This window comes from Promicromonospora sp. NPDC060204 (assembly GCF_042728455.1).
In the GTDB taxonomy this organism is placed as follows: Bacteria; Actinomycetota; Actinomycetes; order Actinomycetales; family Cellulomonadaceae; genus Promicromonospora.
The window spans coordinates 1-12815 of record NZ_JBHWZO010000178.1 but is presented as its reverse complement, the minus strand read 5'-3'; the positions used below and the strand labels follow the sequence as shown (position 1 = coordinate 12815).

Sequence of the window (12815 nt, the reverse complement as noted above, 5' to 3'; positions counted from 1 at the left end):
CTCTGAGTTCTCAGAGGCCGGCCAGGCCCAGCACGTCCAGCGTCCAGGCGTGCTCGAACGCCACCTGCTCCCAGGCGGAGTAGCGCCCCGAGACGCCGCCGTGCCCGGCCGACATCTCGATCTTGAGCATCGCCGGCGCCCCCGCGGCCTGCAGCCGGGCCACCCACTTGGCCGGCTCCACGTACAGCACGCGGGTGTCGTTGAAGCTCGTGGTGGCGAGCACGCGCGGGTAGTGCGCGGCGTCGTCGGCCACGTTCTCGTACGGCGTGTACGAGCGCATGTACGCGTACACCTCGGGGTCGTTCAGCGGGTCGCCCCACTCGTCGCGCTCGGTGACGGTCAGCGGCAGCGTCGGGTCGAGCATCGACGTCAGCGCGTCGACGAACGGCACCCCGGCCAGCACCCCGGCGAACAGCTCGGGCGCCAGGTTGGTGGCCGCGCCGACGAGCAGCCCGCCGGCGCTGCCGCCGTCGGCCACCATGCGGTCGGACGCCGTCCAGCCGGTGGCGACGAGGTGGCGGCCGCAGGCCACGAAGTCGGTGAACGTGTTGCGCTTCGCGGCCAGCTTGCCGTCGTCGTACCAGGAGCGGCCCATCTCGCCGCCGCCCCGGACGTGCGCGACGGCGAAGACGACGCCGCGGTCGAGCAGGCTCAGGCGGGCGATCGAGAAGTACGGGTCGATCGAGTACTCGTACGCGCCGTACCCGTACAGGAGCAGGGGAGCGGGCTCGGCGGGGGCCGGTTCGGCCGGGCCGGACGAGTCGGCGAACCGCACCTTGTCCTTGCGCCAGACGAGCGAGATCGGCACGCGCGTGCCGTCCTCGGCCACGGCCCACTCCCGGCGCTGGTCGTAGTCGCCGGCGTCGTAGCCGCCGAGCACCGGCTGCTGCTTGAGCAGCGTGCGCTCGCCGGAGGCGACGTCGTACAGGTAGAGCGACGACGGGGTGACGAACGACGTGTAGCCCACCTTGAGGTTGGGCTGCTCCCACACGCCCACGCCCGCGCCCACGGACTCCAGCGGCTGGCCGAACGAGATCTCCTGGAAGTCCCAGGTCACCGGGCCGCTCGCCGGGAGCTGGAGCACTGCCGAGCGGGAGATCGCCCCGCGGCGGTAGTAGAGCACCGCGTAGCGCTCGCTGGCGCTCACGCCCTCCAGCCGCACCTCCGGGTCGTGCGGCACGACGACGGTGGCCGCCTCCGGGGCGACCGTCTCGCCGCGTGCCGGGACGGGCGAGGCGACCAGCTCGAAGTTCAGCGCGTCCTTGTTGTGCAGGATCAGCAGCGTGTCCTCGGGCTCGCCGGCGCCGGCCGAGGCCGGCAGCACGGCGTGCTCCACCGAGTACTCGACGCCCTCGCGGCGCGGCCAGACGACGCGGAACTCGCCCGTCGGGTCGTCGGCCTCCAGCAGCCACGACTCGCTCGTCACCTTGGAGCCGAGCTCGATCTGCAGGTACTTCTTGGACCGGGACAGGCCCACGCCCACCCAGTACCGCTCGTCGGGCTCCTCGAAGACCAGCACGTCGTCGGAGCCGGGGGCACCCAGCTGGTGCCGCCAGACGCGCCAGGGCCGCCAGGCGTCGTCCACGGTCAGGTAGAAGACGTGCTCGCCGTCGGGGGTGAACATGGCGCCGGGCGCGGTGTCGCGCACCTCGTCGCGGAGGTCCTCGCCCGTGGCCAGGTCGCGGACCCGCAGCGTGTAGCGCTCGTCGCCCGCGGTGTCGGTCGCGTACAGCAGGCGGGTGCCGTCGTCGGAGACGTCGAGCGAGCCCAGGGCGAAGAACTCGTGCCCCTCGGCCTCGGCGTTCTGGTCCAGCATGACCTGCTCGCCCGGCACGGGCTGCCCGGGCTCGAGCACGCGGGGCGTCCAGTCGTCCGGGCCGGCGACGGGGTACCGCGCGTGGATCGGGTACTGCTGGCCCTCGACCGTGCGGGCGTAGTACCACCAGTCGCCGTCGCGCGCGGGGACCGAGAGGTCGGTCTCGAGGGTGCGGCCCTTGATCTCGTCGAACAGGGTTTGCCGCAGCGGCGCCAGGTGCTCCTGACGGTCGAGCGTCCAGGCGTTCTGCGCCTCCAGGTGCGCGACGACCTCGGGATCCTCCTTGTCGCGGAGCCACTCGTAGTCGTCGGTGAAGGTGTCGCCGTGGAAGGTGCGCTCCCGGGGGCGGCGCACGGTGAAGGGTGGTTCGGTGGGTGGAAGGACCCGCACGGAACCGGTCGGTCGATCGGCCGCGGGGGCGGCCGCTGGGGGAGTCAGGGCGTCGTCGGACACCGCGTCAGCCTAACCGTGACGACGCCCTGGCGAGGGGGCGTTCCGCGCCCTCCTCCTGCCCTCGACCAGGTCACTCCGTGACCAGGGTGTGACCCACGGGTGTAACGAGTGACACATGGCACGGCTACACTCGCCGCACGCCGATGGCATCAGTTTGATGCAGGCCTGGTTAAGCAGGACTGAATCATGCTGGTGTCGTAGGCACCGAGACCTCGGAGCACCACACACCAGAACCGACGGAGGACCCGGCAGATGACAGCCGACCGACCGAACCTCGCGACGGCCGCGCGCAGGCTGCTGGCCACGCTCGCGGCCGCGGCCATCCCGGCCGTGATCGTCGCGGCACCTGCGATGGCTGCCGCCGCACCCGCCGACTGCACACCCGACGACACGACCGCCTGCGTCGTGGCGATCGTCCTGGACGCGGAGAACAACCCCGTCCCCGACGTGGGCGTGACCATCTCCGGCGCGGGGTTCGAGACAGATGTGACCAGCACCCAGGAGGGGCCGGCGTCCGTGGAGGTGCCGCAGGTCGGTACCTACACGCTGACCCTCGACGAGGAGACCGTCCCGGACGGACTCTTCCCGGACGCCACCGAGCTGCAGGTCACGGCACAGACCGGTAGCTCCGCGCGCGCGGCGTTCCGGTTGGGCACCACGCCCCCCGAGAGCGCCGAACCCAGCGGGGGCGCCACCACCGCCCCGGGCGAGGGCCAGCCCACGGACGCGGCGTCCGCCCCGGCCGCCGGGGACGAGGGCCTCGGCGGAGCGGGCTCCGCCGCCACCGGTGGCGGCGGACCGTCCCTCCAGCAGATCTGGCAGCAGTTCGGCTCCGGCATCCGGTTCGGCCTGCTGCTCGCCCTGGCCTCGGTGGGCATCAGCCTCATCTACGGCACGACCGGCCTGTCGAGCTTCTCGCACGGCGAGCAGGTGACGCTGGGCGCCATGTTCGGCTTCATCGGCATCAACTGGCTGCACCTGCCCATCTGGCTCACGGTGATCCTGGTGATCGTCGCCTGCGCCGCCACCGGCTGGCTGCAGGACGCCGCCATTTGGGCACCGTTGCGACGGCGCGGCACACCGGTCACGCAGATGATGATCGTGACCATCGGCCTGTCGCTGGCGCTGCAGTACGCCATCCAGATGGTCATCGGCGGCCGGTCGCACCGCGTCCTGCCGCAGAACCCGAAGCCCCTGGAGATCGCGGGCATCACGCTCAGCACCGCCTCGTGGATCTCGATGCTCGTCGCGGTCGTCGTGATCTTCTTCATCGGCTGGTTCCTCACCCGCACCCGGACCGGCCGCGCCACCCGCGCCGTCTCGGACAACACGGCGCTCGCGGCGGCCACCGGCATCAACCCGGACCGCATCATCCGCGTCGTGTGGACCATGTCCACCGGCTTCGCCGGCCTGGCGGGCATGCTGCTGGCCGTCTCGTTCGGCTCGTTCAACTGGTCGCTCGGCATGCTGCTGCTGCTCCTGATGTTCGCCGCCGTCACCCTCGGTGGCCTGGGCACGGCCTACGGCGCCCTGCTCGGCTCCCTCGTGATCGGCCTCGTCGTCGAGATGTCCACCCTCATCCCCGGAATGCCGAGCGACCTGCGCTACGCCTCGGCACTCGTGATCCTCATCCTCGTGCTGCTGTTCAGGCCGCAGGGCCTGCTCGGCCGCGCCGAGCGGATCGGCTGAAAGGAGAACCATCATGGAACTGAGCCGCATCCTCACCCAGGCGCTCGCCGAGCTCATCGCTCCGACGACGGCCGCCATCGCGCTGGCCGCCATCGGCCTCAACCTGCACTTCGGGTTCACCGGCCTCCTCAACATGGGGCAGGCAGGCTTCATGCTGCTGGGCGCCTACGGCTTCGGCATCGCCACGATCTCGGGCGCGCCGTTCTGGCTGGCCCTGCTCATCTCGCTCGCGGCGGGCGCGCTGTTCGCGCTCATCCTCGGCGCACCCACGCTCCAGCTGCGTGGCGACTACCTCGCGATCGTGACCATCTCGGCCGCAGAGATCATCCGAATGCTCGGCCGTGCCACCGTCTTCCAGGAATGGACCGGCGGCGCGGCGGGGCTCACGGGTGGCTCGTTCAAGGCGACGTTCCAGGAGCTGTCGTTCCTGCCGGCGGCGCCCGAGCGTGGCGCGTTCGGTCCGCTCGAGTACGTGTTCACGGGCTCCGACTCGTGGTGGACCCGTCTGTTCGCGTGGGCCGTGGTGCTCATCGCCGTCCTCTTCGTCTGGCTCCTCACGCGCAGCCCGTGGGGCCGCGTGCTCAAGGGCATCCGTGAGGACGAGGACGCCGTCCGCGCACTGGGCAAGAACGTCTTCTCCTACAAGATGCAGGCGCTGGTGCTCGGCGGCATGTGCGGTTCGCTCGCCGGCATGCTGTATGTGCTGCCCAGGTCGGTCGCGCCCGACGCCATGGGACGTTCGCTGACGTTCTTCGCGTGGACGGTCCTGCTGCTCGGCGGCGCTGCCACCTTGTTCGGTCCCGTCCTGGGGTCCATGCTCTTTTATGCGGTCTACATGTTGCTCCGCGCGGGTATGCGCGAGGGTCTGGAAGGCGTGGTGACGGCCACGATGGTGGAGCAGATCGGTGGTCTGCTCGTCGGCGTGACCCTCATGCTGCTCGTCATCTTCCGCCCACAAGGAATCCTGGGGAACAAGAAGGAGCTCGCCTTCGATGTCCGATGAGACGACCGAGAACAAGGTGGCCGAGGTGACCGACGTGCCCGAGGCGGACGAGGCGACCGACGTGCCGGCGAGCACCGTCGAGGCGCTCGACACCGTCGAGCGCAGCGACACCGAGGCCGCGAAGGCCGCGGAGCACGTCCTGGCCGCGGTCGAGCCGAAGGTCGGCGTGAGCAAGCCGGACCCGATCCTGCTCGTCGACGACGTGCAGCGCCGGTTCGGCGGCATGACCGCCGTCGACGTGGACCACCTGGAGGTCCAGCGCGGGGTCATCACGGCCCTCATCGGCCCGAACGGTGCCGGCAAGACGACCTTCTTCAACCTGCTCACGGGCTTCGACAAGCCCAACCAGGGCTCGTGGTCCTTCGAGGGCAGGTCGCTGGGCGGCGTCAGCGCCGCCAAGGTGGCGCGCAACGGCATGGTTCGCACGTTCCAGCTCACCAAGGCGCTCTCCCGCCTGACGGTGCTGCAGAACATGCTGCTGGCCGCGATGGACAACCCGGGCGAGAACCTGTTCGGCTCCCTGGTGAAGCCGCTGTGGGCGGGCACCGAGAAGCGCAACACCGAGAAGGCGCTCGAGATCCTGGCGCGGTTCAAGCTCGACGCCAAGAAGGACGACTTCGCGGGCTCGCTGTCGGGCGGTCAGCGCAAGCTCCTGGAGATGGCGCGGGCCCTGATGACGGACCCGACCATGATCATGCTCGACGAGCCGATGGCCGGCGTGAACCCGGCGCTGGTCCAGTCGCTGCTGCACCACATCCAGGCGCTGCGGGACGACGGCATGACCGTGCTGTTCGTCGAGCACGACATGCACGCCGTGCGGCACATCTCCGACTGGGTGGTGGTCATGGCCGAGGGCAAGATCGTCGCCGAGGGGCCGCCCAAGTCCGTCATGCAGGACCAGGCCGTCGTCGACGCCTACCTGGGTGCGCACCACGACACCGACCTCGGGGACGACTCGCTGCTCGACCCCGCAGTGCTGGCCCGGCTCGAGGCCGAGGAGGAGAAGCGATGAACGACGCGGCCAAGACCGAGAAGCGGGAGATCCTGCTCAAGGCGACCGACATCGTGGCCGGGTACCTGCCGGGCGTGAACATCCTGAACGGGTGCAACCTGGAGGTCGCCAAGGGCGAGCTCGTGGGCATCATCGGCCCCAACGGCGCCGGCAAGTCGACGCTGCTGAAGGCTCTGTTCGGCCTGGTCCACGTCCGCTCCGGCAACGTGACCCTGGGCGGCAAGGAGATCACCAACCAGAAGGCGAACACCCTCGTGTCGCAGGGTGTCGGGTTCGTGCCGCAGAACAACAACGTGTTCCCCTCGCTCACCGTCGAGGAGAACATGCGGATGGGCGTGTACCTGCGGCCCAAGGCGTTCGCCGAGCGGTTCGAGTTCATCACCGACCTGTTCCCCACCCTCGGGGAGCGGCGCGCGCAGCGGGCGGGCGCCATGTCGGGCGGTGAGCGGCAGATGGTCGCCATGGCCCGCGCGCTGATGATGAACCCGTCGGTGCTGCTCCTCGACGAGCCGTCCGCCGGGCTGTCGCCGGTGCGTCAGGACGAGACGTTCCTGCGCACCCGGATGATCAACAAGGCGGGCGTGTCCGTGGTCATGGTCGAGCAGAACGCCCGGCGCTGCCTGCAGATCTGCGACCGCGGGTACGTGCTGGACCAGGGCAAGGACGCGTACACGGGGACGGGCAAGGAGCTGCAGTCCGACCCGAAGGTCATCTCGCTCTACCTGGGCACCCTGGCGGAGGACGTCGACAAGGCGTCCTGACCCGCTCCGCCGACAGAACTCTGGCGTACCTCCTGATCAGGGGGTACGCCAGAGTTCTATCTCGCTGCAGTTCTACTTCGGCAGCTTGACGTCGGTCCAGGTGAGGCGGTGGTCGCTGCTCGGGAACGGGTAGACGCCCGTGAGCCGGGACAGCGGGTCGGCCGCGGCCGGCCAGAACACACCCGCGCCGCGGACGCGCAGGTCGCGCGACGGGAGCACGTAGTCGACGCGGAGGTTGCCCGGCGTCGTGTCGGCGAAGTCGGCCGTGTCGAGGGCCGGGTCGCCCTCGTGGGTCAGGTTCGCGCCGGCCTGCAGCGCCGAGGCCTCCGGGGCGCCCGCCGACGTCGGCCGCGGGTCGGTGATGCGCGGGTGGCGCAGGAGCTGGTCGATCGCCGGGACGCCGTCGTCACCCGTGGCGGAGTCGCCGTCGAGCGGGTCGGCGTTGTAGTCGCCCACGATCACGAACGACGAACCGGGCCGCAGCCCGCCGCGCCGGCCCTCGTCGTCGTACACGTAGCGAGCCGTACGGCCGCCGCGCACGTAGTCCGCCCAGAACCGGATCTCGTCGTGGTTGCGCAGGCCGTTGCGGTCCTCGGCGCCGTCGAACGACGGCGGGGTCGGGTGCGCGGCCAGCACGTGCACCGTCTCGCGACCCACGCGGACCGGCACGTCCCAGTGCGACTTGGACGACAGCGGCAGCACCGCCAGCTCCTCGGCCGAGTACCAGTCGGCGGGGGCGGCGGTGGCGGGGTCGTCCGGCAGGAGCGCGCCCGGCATGTCCTGCCACCTGAAGTCCTGGAACGTGCGGACGTCGCGGTGCTGGATCGGGTACTTGGACAGCACGACCATGCCGTACTGCCCCGGGAAGAGGCCGAACCCGAGCGCGTCGTCGCCGCCCCCGACGGTCCCGTCGTTGTTCAGGTCGAACCCGCTCGGGATCCCGGTGTTCGACGGCGCGACGAACGCGTACGGGTACTCGACCGGCTTGCCCGTGCCCTGCGGCACCTCCAGGTAGTTCTCGCGGAACAGGTCGGCCGCGGCGTAGGGGTCGGCGTCGCCCGAGTAGTCGAACTCGTTGAGCAGCACGACGTCCGGGTTCGCGTGCTGGATCACCTCGGCCACCGTCGCCGCCTGGACGTCGTCGCCCGTGGACAGGTCGGCGACGAGCTCGCCCTCGGTCGCGCGGTTGAGCGACAGGTTGTAGGTCGCGGCGCGCAGGGTCCGGGGCGTGGCGTGGTTCCGGTCGTGCCCGGCCGACGTCGCCGCCGGGCCGCCGTCCGGCGTCGGACCGGTCGGTGTGGTGCCCGCCGAGGCCGTGCTCGCCGAGGCGAGGAAGGCCCCGGCCAGCAGGGCCGCTGCCGCGGCCGCGCCGGTCAGGCGCGAGGGGGTGCTGGCTCGCATGACTGCTCCTTCGTCGGGGTGTCGTGCGCGGGTGGTCCGCGTCAGACACCGTAGGACGGCGCCCGCTCGTGCGGGTGAACGACGCGTGAACAGCCCCGCCGGCGCGGTGCCGCGGGCCGGGGCGGAGGCCGCCCTGCGGGCCGTGATCGAATCGTTGTGCGCTCGCCACCAGTACGGACGTTCGAGACGGTAGTTTTCCGGGGCGGCCGGAGGTGGCCGCGGCGAGGGCGTCCGCCGTCGTGCCGAACCCAAAGGAAGAACTTGATGATCCGCACCCTCCGTCCCGCCCGCCGTCCCGCCCGGCTGCTGGCCGCCGCGGCCGCAGCGACCGTCTCGCTGACCCTGCTCTCCGGCTGCTCGGTCCTCGACGGGATCCTGTCGAGCGGCGAGGCCCCGCGTGACGAGCCGGGCGGCGAGATCACCGCCTCCGCCGACGCGGACGCCTTCGAGATCCTGAAGGGCGACTGCATCGACCTGGAGGCGCTCGACGGTTACGGCGAGTCCGCGGAGGGCGAGGACTTCGAGGTCGAGTCGGTGCCCGTGGTGCCGTGCGCCGAGGAGCACACCGGTGAGGTCTACGCCGAGCTCATCATGGACGACGCCGAGTACCCGGGCGACGAGGCCATGTCGAAGAAGTTCGACGAGTGGTGCTACGACGAGTTCGAGAAGTTCGTGGGCGTCTCCTACGACGAGTCCGTCTACGGCTACACCGGCTTCTACCCGACCCAGGCCACCTGGGACCAGCTGAACGACCGCTCCCTGCAGTGCATCATCAGCTCCGAGGAGCCGTTCACGGGCAGCCTCAAGGGCGTCGCGAAGTAACTCCCGGCACATCGGCGTGCGGCGTCGCGGTCCGGCGGGCCGCGACCCGCACGTCGATCGCGACGACCACGAGCGCGACGAGCACGAAGAACGCCCCGAACAGGGGCACCGTGTCGATGCCCACCGTGGCCACCACGAGCGCCCCGAGCGCCGCCCCGCCGCCGATCCCGATGTTGAACACCGAGCTCGAGATCGCGGTCGCCGACTCGGTGGCGCCCGGGGCGACCTGCATGGACAGGAACGACAGGGCCGGCGGGATCGCGCTGAACGCGAGGCCGAACAGCGCCAGGCCGGCCAGGGCGACGGCCGGGACGTGGCCCAGTGCCCAGAGCAGCAACAGCGCGCCGGTCAGCCCGCCGAGCGCCACGAGCACCGTCTGCCACGGCCGCTTGTCGAGCACCTGGCCGATGAGCAGCGTCCCCGCCAGGCCCGCGGCGCCCTGGGCCAGCAGCAGCGCGCTCAGGTACCGGTCGGGGAACCCCGCCGTCTCCAGCAGGAACTGGGTGACGAACGTGATCATCATGAACCCTCCCGTCACGAGCAGCACCGTGACCACCATGAGCACGACGAAGCGGCGCATGCTGGGGTGCGTGCCGGTTGCGGTGCCGCTCTGCTCGGCGTCGACGTCCGGCATGGCGATCGCCATCGCGAGGCACGCCAGCAGGCTCACCACGGAGAAGACGAGGAACGCGGTGCGCCAGCCCGCCTGCTGGCCCACCCAGGTGCCGAGCGGCACGCCGAGCAGCGGGGCGAGCGAGTTGCCGATGGCGAGGCGCGCGATCATCTTGCCGCGGACGGCGGGGGCGAACAGGCTCGCGGCGGCCGGCGTGACGACCGACCAGAACAGCGCTTGGCCCAGCGCTGTGACCATGCGCGCGGCCATCAGGTCCGCGTAGCCGGCGGCGACCGCCGACCACAGCGTCCCGACGGTGCACACCGCGGTGGTCGCCGCCAGCACCCAGCGGCGCGGGAACCGGCGGGTCAGGCGCGACAGGGGCAGCGAAGCGAGCACGACGACGGCGGCGTACGCCGTGACCAGCAGCCCCACCTCGGACGTGCTGCGGCCCAGGTCGGGGGCGATGAGGGTGAGCAGGCCGCCCGGGAGGTTCTCCGCCGTCACGAAGGTGAAGGCGCTCACCGAGAGCGCGATCAGCGCGATGGCCGCGCGGCGCTGGTCCACCGGGGGTGCGGCAAAGGCCGCTGCGGCGGCAGGGCTGTTCGCGGTCATGTGGTCTCCGGCGGGTCGACGGGCGTGGGCTCACCCGGACGACGAGCCGGCCCGGCGGACATCGACCAAAGTACGCGGCCTCGAACCGATTCTACGAGCCCATTCCCGGCATACGTTCTGAACCAGAACTGTGTCCTAGGCAACATTGTCGTAATATTTCCCTGGTTTCCTCCTCCGTGGACAAAGGTGTCCAGCAGGTCCGGGGCCCGTACGCACCACCTCCTCGTCCCGGACGCAGCTCTCTTCACGGAGGAAACATGAACTCACGTCTCTGTGCGGTCGGTGCGGGAGCAGCATTGCTGCTCTCGGCCGCCGTCGTGCCGATCACCGCGTCCGCGGCGCCACCGGTCGAGGAGCCGCCGCAGCAGGCAGCACCCGCCAAGGAGGACAACCGTCCGGACGCCCTCGCGGAGAAGCAGACCGAGAAGCGGCAGATCGCCGTCGACATGGTCGCGACCGGCCAGGCGAAGGTCGAGACGCGCGGGTCGGGCAAGCACAAGTCCAAGGTCGTGGAGATCTCTCCGCGCGAGTACGTCGAGTACGGCGTCGAGGAGACCGCGCAGCTCTTCAGCATCCTGGTCGACTTCGGCGACCAGACCGACGAGCGCTACCCGGACTCGACCGCTGGCCCGGCGCACAACGAGATCCCGGAGCCGGTGCGGAGCGACAACTCCACCTACTGGGAGTCCGACTTCTCGCGCGAGCACTACCAGGAGATGTTCTTCACCGGCCTGGAGGACCAGGACGGTGAGTCGTTCGCCGGCGTCTACGACGAGATGTCGTCGGGCCGGTTCGACCTCCAGGGCGACGTGTCCGACTGGGTGACCGTGCCCTACAGCACGGCCTCCTACGGCACCACGGAGTCCGGCACGGACATGACGCGGTTCGTCCAGGACAGCGCGAACGCCTGGTACGACCAGCAGGTCGCGGCGGGCAAGTCCGCCGAGGAGATCGACGCGTACCTGAAGTCGTTCGACGTCTGGGACCGCTACGACATGGACGGCGACGGCATCACCGCCGAGCCCGACGGCTACATCGACCACTTCCAGGCGATCCACGCCGGCGAGGGCGAGGAGGCCGGAGCGCCCGAGGAGGCCATCTGGTCGCACCGCTGGGCGGTCAACCAGGGCGGCCTCGGCTCGGACGGCCCGGCCGACTTCCCGAAGCTCGGCGGCATCAAGATCGGTGACTCCGACCTCTGGATCCGCGACTACACCACGGAGCCGGAGAACGGTGGCCTCGGCGTGTTCGCGCACGAGTTCGGCCACGACCTCGGCCTGCCGGACTACTACGACACCGCGGGTGGCGAGAACGGCACGGGCTACTGGAACCTCATGAGCTCCGGCTCGTGGATGGGCCACGGCGACGGCACCATCGGCACCACGCCGAACCACATGGGCGCCACCGAGAAGCTCTTCCTGGGCTGGCTCGACTACGAGACGGTGGAGCCGGGCGAGACCGAGCGCATCAAGCTCGGCCCGTCGTTCCACGCCACGACGCGCGCGCAGGCGGCGATCGTGAACCTGCCGGACGGCGTCGCGCGGGAGGACCTGGGCGAGAAGTACGGCATCGCGCCGTTCGACGGCGAGTTCGTCTACTCGGGTACCGGCAACGACCTGAACAACACGATCGCCTCGCCGTCGTTCACCGTGCCGGCCGGCGCCTCGCTGACCGCCAAGGTGCAGTACGACATCGAGGTGGACTTCGACTACGCGTTCGCCGAGATCTCGACGGACGGCGGCTCCACCTGGACCGCGCTGGCGAACAACCTGTCGACGGACACGGACCCGAACGGCACCAACCCGGGCTCCGGCATCACCGGCAGCTCGGACGGCGCCTGGGTGGACCTGACCGCCGACCTGGCGGACTACGCCGGCCAGACGGCGCAGGTCCGGTTCCGCTACTCCAGCGACGGCGGCACCAACGAGGCCGGCTTCGCGGTCGACGACGTCGCCGTGGGCGACGCGCTGACCGAGGACTTCACGGATACCGCCGACTGGACCGTCGACGGCTTCGTGCCGGTCGGCGCCGACGGCGCCTACGAGGTCACCTACCAGCACTACTACGTGGCCGAGAACCGCGTGTACGGCGGGTACGACGCCACGCTGAAGACGGGCCCGTACAACTTCGGCTGGGGCTTCACCAACAGCAACAAGGTGGAGCACTACCCGTACCAGGACGGCCTGCTGGTCTGGTACGTGAACAGCCGGTTCGGCGACAACAACACGTCGCAGCACCAGGGTGGCGGCCAGGCCCTGCCGATCGACGCCCGCGCCAAGGCGCTGAAGTGGTCGGACGGCACCATCGCCCGCAACCGCATCCAGTCGTTCGACGCCACGTTCGGCCTGCAGAAGACGGACGCGCTGTCGCTGCACCGTGAGGTGTCGGCCACGTCGCTGACCACGCTGCGGCTGGGCAAGCAGAAGGCCGTCTCGACGTTCGACGACACCAACCCGCTCGCCTACTACGACACCGACAACCCTGGCCACTCGGTCAAGGTCGGCGGCACCGGCACCACCATCAAGGTGCTCACGGAGGACAGCAAGAACGGTCACATGACCATCCAGGTCAACTGACCTCCTCCCACCACGAACGTGTCAGACGCTCAGGTCCCTCGGGTGACCTGAGCG

General features: G+C 70.5%; 9 protein-coding genes. 6 read left to right on the top strand and 3 right to left on the bottom strand.

Going from position 1 to position 12815, the window contains the following annotated elements:
* Positions 1-10: 10 nt before the first annotated feature.
* Complete coding sequence (locus ACFWEJ_RS20210; protein WP_377230985.1) at positions 11-2206, bottom strand: S9 family peptidase; 2196 nt, start codon at positions 2204-2206, stop codon at positions 11-13.
* 315 nt (positions 2207-2521) lie between these two features.
* Here ACFWEJ_RS20210 and ACFWEJ_RS20205 point away from each other — a divergent pair, with 315 nt between their 5' ends.
* Genes ACFWEJ_RS20205 through ACFWEJ_RS20190 form a run of 4 tightly spaced genes read left to right on the top strand, consistent with a single transcriptional unit; the run spans position 2522 to position 6734 of the window.
* The gene (locus tag ACFWEJ_RS20205; RefSeq protein ID WP_377230984.1) at positions 2522-3958 is read left to right on the top strand and encodes a branched-chain amino acid ABC transporter permease; all 1437 of its coding nucleotides are present in this window, start codon (positions 2522-2524) and stop codon (positions 3956-3958) included.
* A 13-nt stretch (positions 3959-3971) separates the two neighbouring features.
* On the top strand, positions 3972-4961 hold the full coding sequence (locus ACFWEJ_RS20200; RefSeq protein ID WP_377230983.1) for a branched-chain amino acid ABC transporter permease: 990 nt from the start codon (positions 3972-3974) through the stop codon (positions 4959-4961).
* Positions 4951-5973 (top strand): ABC transporter ATP-binding protein, encoded by a 1023-nt coding sequence (locus tag ACFWEJ_RS20195; RefSeq protein WP_377230982.1) that lies wholly within the window; start codon positions 4951-4953, stop codon positions 5971-5973. Before ACFWEJ_RS20200 ends, ACFWEJ_RS20195 begins: the two co-directional genes overlap by 11 nt.
* Complete coding sequence (locus tag ACFWEJ_RS20190; RefSeq protein WP_377230981.1) at positions 5970-6734, top strand: ABC transporter ATP-binding protein; 765 nt, start codon at positions 5970-5972, stop codon at positions 6732-6734. The genes ACFWEJ_RS20195 and ACFWEJ_RS20190 overlap by 4 nt, the downstream gene beginning before the upstream one ends.
* Positions 6735-6806: 72 nt before the next feature.
* Here the strand turns inward: ACFWEJ_RS20190 and ACFWEJ_RS20185 are convergent, their stop codons facing one another.
* Positions 6807-8135, bottom strand: a complete 1329-nt coding sequence (locus ACFWEJ_RS20185; RefSeq protein ID WP_377230980.1) for an endonuclease/exonuclease/phosphatase family protein — start codon at positions 8133-8135, stop codon at positions 6807-6809.
* A 264-nt stretch (positions 8136-8399) separates the two neighbouring features.
* Here ACFWEJ_RS20185 and ACFWEJ_RS20180 point away from each other — a divergent pair, with 264 nt between their 5' ends.
* Positions 8400-8957 carry a septum formation family protein gene (locus ACFWEJ_RS20180; RefSeq protein WP_377230979.1) on the top strand — a complete coding sequence of 186 codons (558 nt, stop codon included), beginning with the start codon at positions 8400-8402 and terminating at the stop codon, positions 8955-8957.
* On the opposite strand, the gene ACFWEJ_RS20175 is transcribed toward ACFWEJ_RS20180, so the two are convergent.
* A complete protein-coding gene (locus ACFWEJ_RS20175) occupies positions 8938-10185 on the bottom strand; it encodes an MFS transporter (RefSeq protein WP_377230978.1) in 1248 nt (415 codons plus the stop codon). The genes ACFWEJ_RS20180 and ACFWEJ_RS20175 overlap by 20 nt on opposite strands.
* 257 nt (positions 10186-10442) lie before the next feature.
* Here ACFWEJ_RS20175 and ACFWEJ_RS20170 point away from each other — a divergent pair, with 257 nt between their 5' ends.
* Complete coding sequence (locus tag ACFWEJ_RS20170; protein ID WP_377230977.1) at positions 10443-12761, top strand: immune inhibitor A domain-containing protein; 2319 nt, start codon at positions 10443-10445, stop codon at positions 12759-12761.
* The last annotated feature ends 54 nt before the right edge of the window (positions 12762-12815 follow it).

Coding starts and splice junctions, on each gene's coding strand:
- ACFWEJ_RS20205 (WP_377230984.1), top strand. CDS start 2,522: ATGACAGCCGACCGACCGAACCTCGCGACGGCCGCGCGCAGGCTGCTG.
- ACFWEJ_RS20200 (WP_377230983.1), top strand. CDS start 3,972: ATGGAACTGAGCCGCATCCTCACCCAGGCGCTCGCCGAGCTCATCGCT.
- ACFWEJ_RS20195 (WP_377230982.1), top strand. CDS start 4,951: ATGTCCGATGAGACGACCGAGAACAAGGTGGCCGAGGTGACCGACGTG.
- ACFWEJ_RS20190 (WP_377230981.1), top strand. CDS start 5,970: ATGAACGACGCGGCCAAGACCGAGAAGCGGGAGATCCTGCTCAAGGCG.
- ACFWEJ_RS20185 (WP_377230980.1), bottom strand. CDS start 8,135: ATGCGAGCCAGCACCCCCTCGCGCCTGACCGGCGCGGCCGCGGCAGCG.
- ACFWEJ_RS20180 (WP_377230979.1), top strand. CDS start 8,400: ATGATCCGCACCCTCCGTCCCGCCCGCCGTCCCGCCCGGCTGCTGGCC.
- ACFWEJ_RS20175 (WP_377230978.1), bottom strand. CDS start 10,185: ATGACCGCGAACAGCCCTGCCGCCGCAGCGGCCTTTGCCGCACCCCCG.
- ACFWEJ_RS20170 (WP_377230977.1), top strand. CDS start 10,443: ATGAACTCACGTCTCTGTGCGGTCGGTGCGGGAGCAGCATTGCTGCTC.